This window comes from Pantoea sp. PNA 14-12 (assembly GCF_004364735.1).
Taxonomy (GTDB): domain Bacteria; phylum Pseudomonadota; class Gammaproteobacteria; order Enterobacterales; family Enterobacteriaceae; genus Pantoea; species Pantoea stewartii.
In genome coordinates this window covers 99021-115980 of record NZ_SOAJ01000003.1, presented here as the reverse complement: position 1 = coordinate 115980, position 16960 = coordinate 99021, and the positions used below count along the sequence as shown (strand labels likewise).

15 protein-coding genes are annotated in these 16960 nt (G+C 56.6%); 6 read left to right on the top strand and 9 right to left on the bottom strand.

What is annotated here, in order from left to right:
* Positions 1 to 325: 325 nt before the first annotated feature.
* Complete coding sequence (locus C7434_RS11660; protein WP_033739058.1) at positions 326 to 1243, bottom strand: aminoimidazole riboside kinase; 918 nt, start codon at positions 1241 to 1243, stop codon at positions 326 to 328.
* 227 nt (positions 1244 to 1470) lie between these two features.
* Here C7434_RS11660 and yghU point away from each other — a divergent pair, with 227 nt between their 5' ends.
* A complete protein-coding gene (gene yghU, locus C7434_RS11655) occupies positions 1471 to 2334 on the top strand; it encodes a glutathione-dependent disulfide-bond oxidoreductase (RefSeq protein WP_006121666.1) in 864 nt (287 codons plus the stop codon).
* Between the two features lie 11 nt (positions 2335 to 2345).
* Positions 2346 to 2639 (top strand): DUF1330 domain-containing protein, encoded by a 294-nt coding sequence (locus tag C7434_RS11650; RefSeq protein ID WP_006121667.1) that lies wholly within the window; start codon positions 2346 to 2348, stop codon positions 2637 to 2639.
* Between the two features lie 136 nt (positions 2640 to 2775).
* Here C7434_RS11650 and C7434_RS11645 read toward each other — a convergent pair whose 3' ends face one another.
* Together C7434_RS11645 and C7434_RS11640 are read right to left on the bottom strand one after the other, a co-directional pair.
* Entirely contained in the window at positions 2776 to 4212 is a 1437-nt protein-coding gene (locus C7434_RS11645) for a methyl-accepting chemotaxis protein (protein ID WP_033739053.1), read from the bottom strand.
* A gap of 156 nt (positions 4213 to 4368) precedes the next feature.
* A complete protein-coding gene (locus tag C7434_RS11640) occupies positions 4369 to 5301 on the bottom strand; it encodes a LysR family transcriptional regulator (protein ID WP_033739051.1) in 933 nt (310 codons plus the stop codon).
* A 136-nt stretch (positions 5302 to 5437) separates the two neighbouring features.
* Between C7434_RS11640 and C7434_RS11635 the strand changes: the two genes are divergently transcribed.
* Complete coding sequence (locus C7434_RS11635) at positions 5438 to 6508, top strand: tartrate dehydrogenase (protein WP_033739048.1); 1071 nt, start codon at positions 5438 to 5440, stop codon at positions 6506 to 6508.
* Between the two features lies 1 nt (position 6509).
* On the opposite strand, the gene C7434_RS11630 is transcribed toward C7434_RS11635, so the two are convergent.
* The 4 genes from C7434_RS11630 to C7434_RS11615 all read right to left on the bottom strand — a co-directional run bounded on the left by C7434_RS11630 (position 6510) and on the right by C7434_RS11615 (position 10960).
* Positions 6510 to 7841 carry a glycoside hydrolase family 28 protein gene (locus tag C7434_RS11630; protein WP_033739046.1) on the bottom strand — a complete coding sequence of 444 codons (1332 nt, stop codon included), beginning with the start codon at positions 7839 to 7841 and terminating at the stop codon, positions 6510 to 6512.
* A 36-nt stretch (positions 7842 to 7877) separates the two neighbouring features.
* On the bottom strand, positions 7878 to 8693 hold the full coding sequence (locus C7434_RS11625) for a carbohydrate ABC transporter permease (RefSeq protein ID WP_039339038.1): 816 nt from the start codon (positions 8691 to 8693) through the stop codon (positions 7878 to 7880).
* The gene (locus C7434_RS11620) at positions 8693 to 9565 is read right to left on the bottom strand and encodes a sugar ABC transporter permease (RefSeq protein WP_033739042.1); all 873 of its coding nucleotides are present in this window, start codon (positions 9563 to 9565) and stop codon (positions 8693 to 8695) included. Before C7434_RS11620 ends, C7434_RS11625 begins: the two co-directional genes overlap by 1 nt.
* A 63-nt stretch (positions 9566 to 9628) precedes the next feature.
* Positions 9629 to 10960, bottom strand: coding sequence for an extracellular solute-binding protein (locus C7434_RS11615; RefSeq protein WP_033739253.1), 1332 nt, complete (start codon positions 10958 to 10960; stop codon positions 9629 to 9631).
* Between the two features lie 526 nt (positions 10961 to 11486).
* Between C7434_RS11615 and C7434_RS11610 the strand changes: the two genes are divergently transcribed.
* Together C7434_RS11610 and C7434_RS11605 are read left to right on the top strand one after the other, a co-directional pair.
* Positions 11487 to 12086, top strand: coding sequence for a GNAT family N-acetyltransferase (locus C7434_RS11610; protein ID WP_033739037.1), 600 nt, complete (start codon positions 11487 to 11489; stop codon positions 12084 to 12086).
* A 13-nt stretch (positions 12087 to 12099) separates the two neighbouring features.
* Positions 12100 to 13191 (top strand): ABC transporter ATP-binding protein, encoded by a 1092-nt coding sequence (locus C7434_RS11605; RefSeq protein ID WP_033739035.1) that lies wholly within the window; start codon positions 12100 to 12102, stop codon positions 13189 to 13191.
* A gap of 89 nt (positions 13192 to 13280) precedes the next feature.
* On the opposite strand, the gene C7434_RS11600 is transcribed toward C7434_RS11605, so the two are convergent.
* A complete protein-coding gene (locus C7434_RS11600; RefSeq protein WP_033739033.1) occupies positions 13281 to 14399 on the bottom strand; it encodes an ROK family transcriptional regulator in 1119 nt (372 codons plus the stop codon).
* On the bottom strand, positions 14396 to 15271 hold the full coding sequence (locus C7434_RS11595) for a BadF/BadG/BcrA/BcrD ATPase family protein (RefSeq protein ID WP_033739031.1): 876 nt from the start codon (positions 15269 to 15271) through the stop codon (positions 14396 to 14398). The genes C7434_RS11600 and C7434_RS11595 overlap by 4 nt, the downstream gene beginning before the upstream one ends.
* A 273-nt stretch (positions 15272 to 15544) precedes the next feature.
* Between C7434_RS11595 and C7434_RS11590 the strand changes: the two genes are divergently transcribed.
* Positions 15545 to 16705 carry a Gfo/Idh/MocA family oxidoreductase gene (locus C7434_RS11590; protein ID WP_033739029.1) on the top strand — a complete coding sequence of 387 codons (1161 nt, stop codon included), beginning with the start codon at positions 15545 to 15547 and terminating at the stop codon, positions 16703 to 16705.
* Positions 16706 to 16960 lie beyond the last annotated feature (255 nt).

Here is a 16960-nt window from a genome sequence, read left to right as displayed (position 1 = left end):
GGGAAAGGCGAATGAGTGAACTGCCTCACAGCAAAGCGCATTCGGGCATAACGTAGCGTCGGGGGCCTGGCGAAGCAGGACAAAGCGGGCGCGGTCAGGCAACGTCGAAGCCGTCACAGGTCAGTGAAATCAGCCGGAAACCTGATAAGGCCAGCACAACGCGGTGAAATGATACGGCAGGAGAAGGGGGGCAGGTTCGGGTGCGTAATCCGTCGTGGTCGCCAGGGTGACGGAACGCGCGCATCTGGGCGTTCCGCCAACGGTCACCTGCCCCGTATGGGTTCTGCTGCCCGCCGGGCGGGCCTGCGCGCGGCGACAGTGGGCATTAGCCCGCAATCTGATGACGATAGGGCAGCGCCGTCATCGCGCCTTTGGCGGTCGTCGCCAGTGCGCCACATTGCTGAGCGCTGGTTAAGCATGCCGCCAGCTCCGTTTCATTGGTGGGCAGGCCTTTTTCTGCCAGTCCCCACAATAACCCCGCGACAAAAGCGTCACCGGCACCGGTGGTGTCCACGCTCACCACGGGCAACGTGGGATAGTGATAATGCTGACCCTGGTGCCAGACTTTTACGCCGGCTTTGCCCTGGGTGACCATCAGCAGACTGATCGCATAGCGTTCTGCCAGCATCTGCAGGCTGTCACCGCCCTGCGTCTCTTCGGTCAGAAAGGCCAGCTCTTCCTCCGACAGCTTGACCACATCTGCCCGTTGCAGCGCGCGGTTCACACAGTCACGTAACTGCGCGTCATCGCGCCACAGGTCGTGACGAATGTTGGGATCAAAGCTGACATATCCCCCGGCTTCGCTTATCCGCTGCATCGCCGTAAAGGTCGTGGAACGGGACGGTTCGGCGGCCAGCGCAATGGAACAGCAGTGAAGCCACTCGCCCGGCTGAAACGGCGGCAGATCGCCTTGTTCAAGAAACAGGTCTGCGCTGGGCCGGACCATGAAGGTAAAAGAGCGTTCGCCCTCATGGTCGAGCGCGACCACGACCGTTGACGTGCGATGCGCGCTGTCCAGCGTCATATACGCCGTCTCAACCTGCTCACTGGCCAGCGTTTGCTGCATAAAATGGCCAAAGGGATCGTCCCCGACCCGGCCGATAAATCCGCTCTTGCCCTGCAAGCGGGCAATGCCGACGGCCACATTGGCGGGCGCGCCGCCTGCACACTGAATTAAATGCCCCGGTCCGTCCGGAAGCAGGTCCACCACGGCGTCACCCAGACACCAGACTCGCGCTGTCATCGTTCTCTCCTGCTCAGCTATAGCTAAATTTTACTAAACCGTTTTAGCATAGCAATACTCAGCCGTCATCAATGTGATTTATGCAGAGAAAACAGACACAGGGCTGACGGTCAATTGCCTTAAGCATTGTAGTAAAGCGATACAAAGTCACCGCCACCAGGGTTAAACCGGCGTGCTGGCAACTGCTACACTCGTGACACTCCAAACACAAAAAGGCGAACCTCATCATGTCTGAACAACACTATCAGCCCGCTAAAGTCTGGAAGTGGGACCCGGAAGCCAAAGGTAACGGCGCCAAAACAAATCGCCCAACCGCAGGCCCAACGCATGAAAAAGCCCTGCCGGTCGGTAAACATCCTTTGCAGCTTTACTCCCTTGGTACGCCAAACGGCCAGAAAGTCACCATTCTGCTGGAGGAGCTGCTGGCGCTGAACGTAAATGATGCGGAGTACGATGCCTGGCTGATTAACATTGGCGAAGGCGACCAGTTCACCAGCGGCTTTGTTGATATCAACCCGAATTCCAAAATCCCGGCCCTGAGTGACCACTCTGCCACGCCGCCGATTCGGGTGTTTGAATCCGGTAATATCCTGCTCTATCTGGCAGAGAAATACGGTTATTTTCTGCCAAAAGACATTGCGAAGCGCACCGAGACGCTGAACTGGCTGTTCTGGCTGCAAGGCTCTGCCCCTTATCTGGGCGGCGGTTTTGGTCACTTCTATCACTACGCGCCAGAGAAAATTGAGTACGCCATTAACCGCTTCTCACTGGAAGCCAAACGTCAGTTTGACGTTCTGGATCGTCAGCTGGCCAATAACCGCTATCTGGCCGGTGATGACTACACCATAGCTGATATCGCCACCTGGCCGTGGTACGGCAGTATGGTGCTGTACAACCAGTACAACGCGGCCGAATTCCTGGATCTTCAGTCCTATAAAAATGTGGTGCGCTGGGCCAAAGAGATCGCCCAACGTCCGGCTGTAATGCGTGGTCGCAAAGTTAACCGCGTGATGGGCGATCCCGCCGACCAGCTGCGTGAACGCCATGATGCATCGGACTTTGATACCCAAACCCAAGACAAGCAGGCCTGAGGAGAAAGACAGTGAGTGCATATGTCGTATTTATTCGTGATAACACCCTGAATCAGGATGAAATGGCTGCCTACGCGGAAAAAGCGGGCAAAGCACGGGGAGACCATCCCATCAAACCGCTGGCGTTCTATGGCGAACTGGAAACGCTGGAAGGGCCTGAAGCCGAAGGCGTTGTGATTATTGAGTTCCCGACGACTGAGGCGGCGCATGCCTGGTATGACAGTCCGGAATATCAGGCGGCGAAACAGCATCGCCTGAAAGGCGCCAACTACCGTGTACTGTTAGTGAAAGGCGTGGACAGCTAACGGCCAGGGGCCGCTGTCGTCCTGCGGATCACGACGTCATCCTGACGGACCCGCAGGCCGGCGGCTGTCCACTTAGCCAGCCAACGTAACCCCTGCCCTTGTGAACCTCATCCCGGGATGGTTCCCCTGTCTTTGATCAGCTAAAACGAAACAGCGAAATCGCCTGCTGCAACGCGCCTGCCTGCTGCCGTTGCTGCTGCGCAACCTGAAGCGTTTCGGTCACATGTTTGACGTTATGCTGCACGCTGTGATCGATACTGCTAATACTTTGCTGAATCTGCGCAATGCTCTGATTCTGCTGGACGCTCATCTCAGAGAGTTCACTCACCAGCTGTGACAGGCTGTCGATACTCACGTGAATGGCCTGCATGGTTTGCGCGGCCTGGTCAACCTGAACGGTGCCCTGACCGGCGCTGGAGCTGGAGGCATCCATCAGTTGCCGGATTTCCCGTGCCGCATTCTCACAGCGTAATGCCAGGGTACGCACCTCACTGGCAACGACTGCGAATCCGCGCCCTTCCTGACCGGCTCGTGCGGCTTCCACCGAGGCGTTCAGCGACAGGATGTTGGTCTGGAAGGCAATGCCGTCAATCAGTTCAAGAATGGTTTTTACCCGCCCCGACTCGACATTAATCTGGGCCATTGAGTGCATGGCCTGCTGAATATTCTCCTGGCCTTTACTGGCGACCTGGCGGGTTTCCCGGGCCAGATCGCAGGCCGTTTGCGCTTTGTCGCGCGCCAGACTTGCCGCCACGCTGATTTGTGACATTGCACTGGTCGCAACATCCAGCGCCTGCGCCTGCTCGTCAGTGCGCTGTGACAGCGCGGCATTACGAGACAGCATGCTGTCTGATTCCTGCAGCAGTTCCGCAACGCCGTGGCTGACCTGATTTAACGTACCGCGCATCGTCCCCAGCGTCTGACTAAAGGTGCGGGCAAAGGGCGTTTCGCTCTGCTGACTGTCTGCAAACAGCGTCAGGCAACCAGGCTCGCGGTTAATGCGGGCAGCCAGTTGCGCCACTTCGCTGGAGGCGCGCAAATCCGCAGCCATCTGCCGGGCAATAAGCACCAGCATCGCGGTTTGCGCCACCACAAACAGTGAATGAAACAGCACCATCTCCAGACCAGGATGGTGAAAGACCACGATGCCAAACCGATCGTGCTCCTGTAGATAGTTGAATACCAGGTGATGCACCGCGCCCGTCGCGGCTGCCATCAGAAGCGGTCGGCTGTCGCGGTAAACCAGCAAGACCGACAGTAAAACAAACACCGAAAAGTGAAACTCGGTTTCGCCCCGGCCCAACTGAATCAGCAGCCCCGCAAACCCAATCAGCGTGAAGGCCAGCCAGAGTCGGGAAAACAGCGTTCCGTTTGCCAGCCATCCCACCAGCGTGGCGACCAGCGCCAGCGCGGTACCCACGGTTATGGCCAGCCACGTTGACTGATACAGACTGCCGACGATAGCGGAAATCACTACCAGGGCCCAGCACAGCATAACAATCAGCCTGTCGGCCTGCTTCGCAATACGCTGAGGGGAAACCCCCTCCCCGACGCGGGTTAAATCTGTATTCATAGGTACGCATCCACCAGAGGTTGCACCGCGCCTCAGACCTGAGGCGTGCCCAGAGTTGGTCGGCGCAACGGGCGCAGACACATAAGATTGGTATCGACGCGTTCCGTAAATACTTTATGGCGGGTAATGCATAACTGAGGGCGATTTTTCAAAACCTCACAGATTCGTTAACGATGCATCCATCTGCAAATTTTCCTGCAGAAAAGTCACAAACGCCGAGATGCGTGCTGGCGGCTGCCGCTGCGCCTGCCAGACGGCAAAAATATCGCCATCGGGCGCATGCCAGGCAGGCAGAACATGCAGCAATTCCCCCGCCGCAATGCTGTGTTTTGCGTCCCACCATGAGCGCAGCAAAATACCATGACCATCCAGCGCCATGCGCATCGCCACTTCCCCGTCGTTGGTCACCAGATTACCGCGCACCTTCTGGCTCAGGCTCTCAACGCCGCTGACTAAGCGCCACAGAGCGAAGTCGCTGTCATGTTGCCTGAGTAAAATGCAGTTATGTTGCGCCAGCGCACGGATACTGTCTGGCAGGCCGTGCTTCGCCGCATAGCCTGGCGAGCAGCACAGCACGCGCGGATTCTGGACCAGCTTACGGGCGATCAGCCGCGAATCCGGCGGCTCACCTACGCGAATATCAATATCCACATGCGCATCAAGAAAATTCAGCGGCTGGCTGCTGAGCTGCAGGGAGAGGGCCAGATGAGGATGGAGGGCGGCAAAAGCTGACACGCAGGGGGCAATATGGCGACGGCCAAAGCCGAAGGAGGCGTTGATGTTCAGCGTGCCGCGTAACTGCGTCGTTTCACCACTGACCGCCTCTTCCAGTGCCGCCAGTTGCTCCAGCAGCGGACGGGCACCGTCCAGATAGCGCCGCCCTTCCGGCGTCAGCTCCAGCCTACGCGTGGTGCGGCGCAGTAACTGTACGCCCAGCCGCTGCTCCAGCTGGCTTAATCGTTTGCTGACGGCCGCCAGCGATAATCCCAGCTCGCGCGCCGCCGCCGTTAAGCTGTCCAGAGAAGCGACGCGCAGAAAGAACACTAAGTCATCACTGGATGTGCGTGATTCTCTACTTTGATTCAACATGGGATTAACTTCCAGGCTAATTATTTACCTCAGGTGGAGAGTTATACTGCGCCGATGCCCGATCATTAATCAAGCTGCATATCGACAGCCTTCACCCACTGACGGGCCCCTACAACATCAACCTCAGAGGTACCCTGTGACAGAGAAAATTCATCGTATCGCCGTGATTCCCGGCGACGGCATTGGTAAGGAAGTAATGCCAGAAGGTATTCGCGTGATGAATGCAGCAGCAGAGAAATTTAATATTCCGCTGCAGTGGACGTGGTTCGATTATGCCAGCGCGGAATACTGGCAACAGCATGGCAAAATGCTGCCTGATGACTGGTTTGCTGAGCTGAAAACCTTTGATGCGATCTATTTTGGCGCGGTCGGCTGGCCCGATATCGTGCCGGATCACGTTTCTCTGTGGGGGTCGTTACTGCAGTTCCGTCGTGAGTTCGATCAGTACGTTAACCTGCGTCCGGTCCGCCTGATGCCCGGCGTGAAAGCGCCGTTAGCCAACCGGCATCCCGGTGATATCGACTTTTACGTCGTGCGCGAAAACACGGAAGGTGAGTACTCCAGCGTCGGCGGCACGATGTTCCCCGGCACAGAACGAGAAGTGGTCATTCAGGAAACCGTGATGACCCGGGTGGGCGTTGACCGCATCCTGAAGTTTGCCTTTGACCTGGCGCAGCGTCGGCCTAAAAAACACCTGACCTCTGCCACCAAATCAAACGGCATCGCCATCACCATGCCTTACTGGGACAACCGCGTTCAGGCAATGCAGGCGCATTATCCTGACGTTAAGGTCGACAAGTATCATATTGATATTCTGACCGCGAATTTTGTTTTGCATCCCGACTGGTTTGATGTCGTGGTGGCCAGCAATCTGTTCGGCGATATTTTGTCAGATCTGGGCCCTGCCTGTACCGGCACCATCGGCATCGCGCCGTCCGCCAATATTAACCCGGAAGGCAACTTCCCCAGCCTGTTTGAACCGGTACACGGTTCCGCGCCCGATATCGCCGGTAAAAACATCGCGAACCCGATTGGTCAGATTTGGTGTGGTGCGATGATGCTGGAGCATCTGGGCTACAAGGCGGCAGGAGATGCCGTGCTGGATGCCATCGAACGCACGCTGGCCGCAGGCGAGCACTTAACCCGCGACCTGGGCGGCAGCGCCAATACACAGCAACTGGGCGACGCTATCGCAGCGGCGCTGTAAGTTACTCCGCCAGCAGCACTACGCTGTCCGGATGCCAGCCTGGCGGCAGTGGCTCAGGCCGCTGAATCGCCAGGTGATGCAGGTGCAAATGTTCAACGCCGCGCGCGAACAGGCCCGGCAGCCCGCCCGGATAGCGCTCCACGCCGTACGCCTCGCCCGTGGTCACATCGACCCGGTACGCGTTGTCCAGCCCCATCCCGGTCGGTGAGTCCGGATTACAGGGCGGCCGAACATCGAACTGACCCTGTACGCCCTGCGCGACTGTCTGACGCAGCTGTAGCTGGCTGATGACGATGTCGCGGATCCAACCCGGCTGCGCCGCATGCAGGTTGATCGCCCCTTCTGCCACACCGCTGAGATGGCTGAACTGAACCTGTTCAACGATCCCTGGTGGCACCTGCGGATCGCGCGTGCGCACAGAAATAAACAGGGGATCGGCTTTGCCCCAGTGGCAGGCGGCAACATGGTGACAGTGAAAGGTGATGTGACTGAACAGGACGCGCCGTATCGCACCGCCGTCCCGCGAGACAATGCCAATGCCGCGGTTGGAATCAAATAGGCTGCAGCCGGTCACGGTAATATCTTCGACGTCATCCCAGGTTTCCGTGCCGATTTTAATCGCGCAGCTGTCGCTGCGCAGCAGGCAGTTGCTGATCGCGATGCGCCGGGCCGGACGGCGCAGGCTGCCAGGCTTCAAGGTCGTTTTAATGCAAATCGCATCGTCAGCGGCGCTGAAATAGCTGTTGCTAATCAACACGGCCTCGCAGCTGTCGATATCCAGCGCGTCCGTGTTGGGCAGCGTCATGGCGTTATCAATGGTCAGATGGTCAATGTGTACATGGCGGCAGCTGACAAGGTGCACCGTCCACATTGGGGCCTGGAACAGGGTAAAGTCCTTGAGCGTCACCTGCTCGCAGTCCTCAAAGACGATCATGCGCGGTCTGTCTGCCCTGGGCATGCGATAGCCCTGTTCGTCGGCCTCTGCCGCAAACCAGGCTTCGGCGTCGCCTTCTATACGGCCTTTGCCACTGATCGTCAGATTGCGCTGCCCCAACGCATACAGCAGGACGTTATGCGATTTCTCAGCACTGCTCAGCGTCTTCCATTGCTGATAATCTGCCAGGTGCCGGCTGGCAATCAGCACCGCCCCGGCGGCCAGATGCAGCTCAAAATTGGAAGGCAGATTCAGGCTGCCACTGCGATAACGCCCCGGTGGCAACGTCAGCCGACCGCCGCCCGCTTCAGCAATCTGATCGATCGCGCGTTGCAGTGCCTGCGTGTCCGGCGTTTCACCGTCCGCTGCCGGATGAAAATCAGCAAGAGAAAGATCCATTTTTCGGCCTCCGTCGTGAAGTGTGACCTGGTGGGGTTATTTCACCGCGCCTTCGGTCACGCCACTGATGAATTTGCGCTGGAAGAACAGGAACACCAGAATGAGCGGCATAATGACGATCATCGCCCCTGCCATCAGTACCGGGATATCGATGGTGTTTTTATTCTGAAAAAACATCATGCCAATCGGCAGGGTACGCAGTTCGTCTTTATTCACCAGAATTAACGGGATAAGAAATTCGTTCCACGTCCAGATAAATAGCAGCAAGGCCAGCGTGGAGATCGTCGGCCAGATAGCCGGGACTAAAATGCCCCACAGGATTTTGACGCGCGACGCACCATCCATCACGGCCGCTTCAACCAGCTCTTTCGGAACCTGCTGGAAGGCGCTGGCAATCATCAGCGTCGTAAAGGGCAACGAGAGCGCAATCTGCGGCAGGATCAGGGCCAGAGTGGTATTAGTTAATCCCATCCAGTGAAGTTCGTGATACAGCGGAATGATAAAGGCTTCACTTGGTAATACCATGCCCAGCGCCAGCATCGCCGCCACCAGCTTTTTACCGGGAATTTTCAGCATGGCAAAGCCAAATCCGGCCAGAATACCCAGCAAAATACTGCACAGCACCACCGGAATCACGACCAGCACGGAGTTCATAAAGTAAACGTTAAAATGCCCCTGTTGCCAGGCGGTCACGTAATTTTTGATATTCAGAGACGCGGGCAGCGTAAACACGCCCTGAAACAGCTCTGTCTGAGTCTTAAATGAGGTCATAAACGCCATCAGAAACGGCATGATGGTCAGCAACGCCACGACCCAGATGAGCGCACGAGAAATAACCGGAGTGCTTTTCATCAGTAACGCTCCTTCAGGGCCAGATGAATCAGGTAGTTAATCCCTAGCACAATCACCATGCTGAATACGGCGACCGATGAGGCATAGCCGAAGTAGTGCAGATCAAAACCCTGCTTATACATAAAGATATTGGTGACCATCGTGGAAGTGCCCGGCCCGCCCTGGGTCATCACATAAACCAGATCAAAGGCTTTTAAGCTGGCAATCACTGTCAGGAGCAGCGCGATACGCAACTCCGGGCGCAGGCCCGGCAGCGTGATGCGCATAAACTTACGCCGCCGCGACGAGCCATCCAGATCGGCCGCTTCCAGCAGGGACGGGTCCATACGCTGTAGACCCGCCATAAACAGCACCAGACAGAAGCCAAAGAAGTACCAGGTGGCCACCATGCCCACGGCAGGCAGTGCCCAGGTAAAATCCCCCAGCCACGACATTGCCAGCTGCGGTAAACCGACAGCACGCAGGAACTGATCGATCGGGCCAAATGCCGGGTTATAAAGCCAGCGCCAGACCACGCCCAGCACCGCCATCGGCATGATATAGGGCAGGAAGAACAGAATCCGCAGCACGCTGCGCTCGGTATTGTTGCGGGTTTCATACAAAAAGCTGCATAGCAGGAGTCCGACGCTGATCGGCAGCAGCGTATAAAACAGCATCAGGATGGCGTTGTTGCCCAGCGCAATCCAGAACACCGGATCGCTGAACATGCGCAGGTAGTTAGCGACGCCGGCAAAAACCGGCATGGATATGCCATCCCATTCGGTAAAACTGATTCCCAGTGACGCCAGCAGCGGCAATAACAGAAACAGTCCATAAACCAGCACGGCTGGAAGAAGATAGAGAAAATTGCGCCAACTGCTTTGATTCAACATAACCGTACTCGTCGTAGTGAGATCGACATTCAGGCCCGGCAGATATGCTGCCGGGCACCCGGCTTAGTGTTTCAGGGTTTTTATATAACGCTGATAGTTGTTATCGAAGTTAGTGACCATCTGATTCGCCGTGAGTCGTCCCGCCAGCAGCAGCTGTACGTTTTGATTGAGTTCGGCGTTCATCGTCGGGGTGGCCCAGTCCACATAGTGACCCAGTCCGTCATAGGCATTGAGCGTCAGCCAGACCTGATAGGCCTCGCCTAAGAGCGGATTGTCGGCCGGGATTTTTGCGTCTTTACTGGTGCTGGCGGGCAGGAAGCCCACACTCAGCCAGCGGTTTGCCATGCTGTCTGACACCATATAGTTGATAAATTTGGCTGAGGCATCCTGCTGCGCTTTGGTTTTTGCCATGCTGGTCATCGAGAAGGCCAGGTCAGTCCCGCCGACCATCAACGGCTGCTTCACACCCTCACCCGCCGGCATCGCGGCAAAGTGAATATCTTTATTGTCTTTAAACTGGCCCAGATACCAGGTGCCGCTGACCAGAAAAGCCGCCTGACCGTTCTGGAACAGCGTGGCGGCATCATCGTGGCCAATGCCCTGATAGCCAGGGAACAGGTAACCTTTATCGGCCCAGCCTTTCATCATCGTGGCGGCCTTAATCAGCTTTTCATCTTTGAACGTGCCGCCCACGTCATAAATCAGGTCATCCAGCGCTTTACGATCGTGACTTTCAATCTGCGCTTCCCACAAGGTGCTGAGCAGTTGCTGACCCATATTGCCGTCCAGCAGACCTAACATCATTGGCGGCGTGCCCTGCTGCTTCAGTTTTGCCATGGCGGCTTCCAGCTCGCTCAGGGTTTTCGGCACCGCAATACCGGCTTTATCCAGTAGCGCTTTGTTGTAATACAGGCCGACCATTTCACCGAGGCTGGCAACACCGTACAGCTTACCGCTGCCAAACTGACCACTGTCAGACCAGCGGTTACGCTTCAGAATGGAGTCCGGGAAGCGTTTGGTCCAGCCGTACTCGGCCGCATAGCTGTCCAGCGGCAGCAGCAGTTTGTCTTTTACCAGCGATCCCATATCGCCGCCGCCCTGGTTCACCTGTGCGATCTGCGGCCCTTCACCTGCGGTTAACGCCAGCTTCAGGGGAATTCGGGTATCTTCGAAAGAGTGCACGGAGCGATTAATGACGATGCCGGGGTTTTGTTGAGTGAATTCTTTAATGCCTTCATCGACTGCCGCCGTTTGCTGAGGATACGTATAGATATCCCACTCATTCAGCGTGACTTTGCTGTCGGCATGCGCAACGCTGCCCATCAGCAAGCCCGCCGCCAGGAGGCTACGAACCGACGTGCGAAAACGGAACGAACGAACTGAGGAATCAGACATCATGCTCACTTTCTCCAATAGAGGACGGGCATCCTTTCTTCACACGGTCTGCACTCCCGCAGACTGAAGCCGCATAACTCACCTTCTCATCCATAGTTACTTTAATAAAAAAATAAAGTCAAACACCGGGCCGGCGGAATTGCCAGGTTGTGAGCCTGCGCAAAAAATCAACCTGGCAGACCGCTTATCCGAATAAGCGCGGGGTGATAAAAAGAAATGCAGCGTAATATTCATGCTGATCTTTTCCGCAGCAGCACAATAATCCACCGCCAAAATGACGTAATAACCTGCTGATAAAAAATATGAAAATCCTATGACGCTCACATTTTTAACTTTTAATTTAAACGGGTAATCCGCGCAGGCCTTGCGGTAGCACGCCACAAGGGCGCACGGAGACTGGTCTGGTCAGGCAGAGCGCGGGCATAACGGGAAGCCCACTGACAGCACGGTAATTATTCCATCTTGAAAACTAAGTCAGCTTTCATTAACGTGAGATTGTTCAATGACTGACCTGTGAGAAATGACGATGGTGAATCAAGGTGTCATTCGTCCGGCGACCGCGTCGGATTATCCCGCGCTCTACCGTATTTGTCTGGAAACGGCCAATGCTGGAAAAGATGCCAGTCACTGCTATTCCGACCCTGAGTATCCCGGGCAGCGCTTTGCCGTGCCCTATGCACGCTTTGCCCCGGATTTTGCCTTTGTGCTGGAGGTTGAGGGTGAGGTGATGGGATATGTCGTTGCCACACCGGATACCGTCGCCTTTGAAGCGCAGCTTGCACGCGACTGGTGGCCCCGGCTGCAGGAGAAATACCGCGATCGCACACCTGTCGCCCCTTACGACAGCAAGATCCTTGACAGTATCCGTCAGCCTGAGCCTGCCGCACAGGCGTTGGTGACGCAGTGGCCTGCCCATCTGCATATCAATCTTCTGCCGCCCGTTCAGGCGGGCGGCTGGGGGCGCAGGATGATCGAACATGAACTGGCAGCCCTGCGCAACGCGGATGTGCGCGGTGTCCATCTTGGCGTCAGCCTGCAAAATGAGCAGGTTTGCGCGTTTTATCAACGCCTGGGATTCAGCCATATCCTGCGCAGCAACGCCATCTATATGGGCCAGTTACTTTGATCAGGGGAAGCTTATGACCAGCCTGCGCTTACAGAACGTTAAGAAGTCCTATGACAACATCGGGGTGATTCACGGGGTCGATCTCACCATAAACAGCGGCGAGTTTGTTGTGTTTGTCGGGCCTTCCGGCTGTGGCAAATCCACCCTGCTACGCATGATCGCCGGACTGGAAGAGATTACGGACGGAAAGCTGCTCATCGACGACAAAGACATGACCCGCCAGCCTGCCACCGAACGCGGCATTGCCATGGTCTTTCAGTCTTACGCGCTCTATCCCAATATGACCGTGCGCGGCAATCTGGCGTATCCGTTAGAGGTCATGAAGAAATCAAAAGCGGAGATTGCCCAGGCCATTGAACAGACCGCCGCGCGCTTACACCTGACAGAACTGTTAGACCGCCTGCCGCGCGCACTGTCCGGTGGTCAGCGCCAGCGCGTCGCCATTGGCCGGGCCATCATTCGTCATCCCCGCATTTTCCTGTTTGATGAGCCGCTGTCCAACCTGGATGCCGAACTGCGTCTGCAGATGCGCATTGAAATCGCCCGTCTGCATGCCTCACTGGGCAATACCATGATCTATGTTACTCACGATCAGTCTGAGGCGATGACGCTGGCCGATCGCATCGTCGTGCTGCGTAAAGGCAAGATTGAGCAGGTGGGCGCGCCGCTGAGCCTGTACAGCGATCCCGACAACCTGTTTGTGGCCGGATTTATTGGCTCACCGAAGATGAATTTCCTGCGAGCTGAGATTACGGCGACGCGTCAGGGCGAAGTGCAGTTAACCGTCCCTGATCTCGCCATCACGCAGCTGGTACTGAAGATTGAGGCGCCCTGCCATGAAGGTCAGCGCGTAACGCTGGGCATTCGCCCTGAACATATTCAGCCCGCTGCCGCCACACCATCTGCACAGCAATTTAGCGGAACGCTGTCCTTTGCCGAAATGCTGGGCCATACCAGCTACCTTTATCTGGATGTGGGCATTGAACAGATGTTGGTGGTAGAAGAACGTGAGGCTCAGCCACGTGAGTTGGGGACGGCGGTCAGGCTGGGACTGTCGACCGATCACTGCCTGCTGTTTGATGAGCAGGGGCAGCGTCTGCGCTAAACCGGATGGCGCCCCGGCGCCGTCAGATGACTTTTCCAGCTTCACCAGTGCAGACCGCATCATCATACCAGCGGCCTGCGTGCCCCTCGTCAGGTCACCGGTTCTTCGTCTGCCTGTGCAGCCAGCAGATCGAGCAGCATGTTCACGGCGAAACCCGCCGCGCCCAGGGCCCACATCCGGTTGGATTCGGTGAGAAACTGCAGCGGTGTCATATGAGGCGTAAGCTTCAGACGATAGGCCTGAAAGCTTTGGGTGATATGGTCTAAAAGAATACGCGAGGCCATATGCGGCTCCATAGCCAGATAAACGATATCCGGATCGTAGGCGACCGACAGGTTTGCCAGTGAAATTCCCAGCTCACGACCGGCCTCTTCCAGCGCCGCCAACACATCGGCCGTCGGACGCTGATCAAGCGCCTGCAGCGTTAACGGACCGCCCTCCTCATCCTGCGCCACACGTTGCAGAATGGCGCGGGACGAGGCCACATCCTCCAGCAGGCGCATCGAGCCATCACCGACCAGGCCATTGCCAATTTCGCCCGCTTTGCCGTGCCGTCCACGGTACAGTCGCCGGTTGAGAATGATGCCCGCACCGATGCCTTTGCCGTACGTGGCGATAACGGCAGACTGTGCATGACCCAGTTGCCCAAAGACCATCGTTGCCATCGCCATCGCGTTGGCATCGTTTTCGATAAAGACCGGCAGAGAAAAGCGCGTTTCCAGTAGCTGCGCAATGGGGACATTTTCCCAGTCGAGAACTTTAGACCGAATGCAGTAGCCGTTTTCGGCATCGACTAAGCCGGACAGGGCCAGGCCAATCGCGCCGACGTGTTTTTCTTCAACACCGCGTAAAAACCTGGCCAGCGCGTCGCCTAACTGACGCGGCGTGATCGCGCCCGCAGGCATCTGCTGTTCCCCCAGCAAATTGCCGCTGAGATCCGTCATGACGATCAGGTTACGTTCGGCATTCAGCTGGATTCCGATGACGCTGGCGCGATCGGGATTCAGCCCCAGCAAAGTTTTAGGCCGCCCCATTGACACCCGCCGCAGGCCAAGCTCCTGCACAATTCCCTGGGCGAGCAGGCGGTTGGTCGCCTGAGAAACGGTCGACATACTGAGTCCACTGCGAACCTTCAGGTCAGACTGACTGATGGGCGCATGTTCCACAATCAGTCGCAGAATGCGCGCGGTGACGTTGGGAGCGATCATAAAGTCCTCAGATTTGATCGTGCCATCATTAATGCGCCGTCCAGCGCATCGTATTGCGCAGCGACCAGGCGAGCCTGCACATCACTTGCCAGCCAGGGCAAAATCGGGGTTGCCAGCCCGCCCATTAACGCAACCTGCCCCTGACTGATGGCGGAAAGACGATTCACCATCAAACCAATATCGTGAGCGGTTTGCCGCAGTAAGACGGTAGCATGAGGATCGTCTGCATGTGCTGCGGCGAAAACCTCGGGCACCACGCGCGCCCAGTCGGCCGGCATGGCATCGCGCGTCCACAGCAGCATGGATTCCGGGCTGTGATCAAAACGCGCCATCAGGCTGTGCATCAATGCGGTACGTTCAACAATGGCTTCATGCGCCAGCAGCGCCAGTCGCAGTGCCCGTCGACCAAGCTCAGCGCCCGATCCCTGGTCGGAAAGCGCAAATCCCCAGCCGCCCAGCAGCGTAAAGCGTTCGCCATCCCATGCCGCGCCCTGGCTCCCGGTGCCGGTAATAAAGACCGCGCCCGGTGCCGCCGCATGCGCACCGGCGCAGGCGATTTCCACATCACTGACGACCTGCAGGGCCGCGCAGTCGGGCTGCCATTGTGCCAGACGTGCCTGAACGGAGGCCACATTGGCCCCCGCTAAACCGGCTACCAGCGACGTGTGAGACAGCGCCTCGGGGGCCAGACCGGCCTGAGACAGCACCGCCGCGATTAATTGTTCAACGCTGTTCAGTGCGGCATCGAACTGGGACCAGACGTTAGCGGGACCGCCCACAACCTGGGCCAGGAGCGTGCCCTCGCTGTCGGTTAACCGTGCGCGACACTGGGTGCCGCCGCCATCAATACCAAGGAGATAGTGTGATTGCACGCGCTTCCTCCCGCCTTAACTCATCTCGATTCTGTAATCTGCGAACGATAGGTGAAAAAAACTTAAATCGCAATAACAAATAAATATAGGGAAAAAACAATAACTATTTTTTATTTAAAATCAGTTAAATAACAAAAAATACGTACGCAAATCACACAACCCGTTATTGACATTACTTTTTCCATCGTAATAAGTTGGTGGGCAGCATCTCAACCATAACGTCCGGTCAGCGGCGTGATTACCGTTGTCAGAACTCAGGATCAGGGGTTTCCCATGAAAGTAGGCATTATTGGTCTCGGCTTTCGTCTTTCTCACGTGGTTAAAGAGTTTCACAAAGCCGATCCCGCATTTTCGCTGGTAGGCTATTGCGATCCCGCACCTGCCGGGCTGCCGAATCTGCACAGTTTTGGTATCGATCCCGGCAAGGCGTTTGACTCCATTGACGCGCTGCTGCAGCACGGCGGCTTTGATTTGTTGCTGGTGGGCTCGCCAAACTTTATGCATCTTGAGCATGTCACGCAGGCGCTGGCAGCAGGTTATACCGTATTTACGGAAAAGCCTGTCGTGATCAATGAAGAACAGACGATGGCGATGGCAAGACTGGTGCGCCAGTACGGTGAAGACCGAATCCTGGTTGGGCTGGTGCTGCGTTATTCACCGCTGTACCACGATCTGTTGGCCGCACGGGACGATCGTCGACTGGGTGAAATTACCTCAATTGAAGCCACTGAGCATATTAAGCCTTACCATGGCGCGTTCTTTCAGCGCGACTGGCGCAGGCTGGAAAAATATGCCGGCCCCTATATTCTGGAAAAATGCTGTCACGACATCGATCTCTATCAGGGATTAATGCAGGAACGTCCTGTGCGGGTTGCCAGCTTTGGTGGACGCAAATCCTTTACACCGCAACATGCGCCGCAGGGCGCAGTGAATGCGCAGTCTGAGATTTACCATACTAAACCGAGTGGCTGGGCGAGTACCGACGCGGTCTTTGACAGCGATGCGGACATCGTCGATTACCAGACGGCCCTGATTGAATATGCCAGTGGCGCGACGCTCGCCTTTCACGCCAACCTGAATGTCCCGGACGAGTTCCGTCGCTTCTGCGTGATCGGGACTGACGGCATGGCCGAGGGCGATTTTGTCCGTAACTATTTCCGCGTGCACAACGCACGTACCGGCGAAAAAGAGGTTGAAACCATCTATAACGGTAATGCCTACGATGGCCACTACGGGGCCGATGCCTTGATGGCTGAAGAGATCGTGAAACATATTAAGCAGGGCACGCCGCTTAAAGTTTCTGTGATCGATGCACTGGAAGCGGGCCTGACGGCCATTAAGATTGACGAAGCGCGCAAAACCCGCAGCGTCATCGATCTGACCGAAAGCTGGGAAAATTTTGACGCCAACCTGGGAAAAACGGGAACGCCTTAGTTCCCTCCTGATCTTTTCTCCCCCGAGAGCATCAGGTTGATCGCTAGCATCACTGACTGGTACCTCACTCAAACCGGCCCTCTGGGCCGGTTTTTTTTAGGGCAAAGGGAAACGTACCGTTTCTTACCAGCCTGCCCGCCGACACGAAAGGTTGCTGACAGCCTGTGCGTGAACGACGCTCCGCACCTGCGACGCCTTCATCAGGTTCACGCTGAGGCGCGCCAGTGTGGCTGCCTGCTTACAGGAGCCACATTC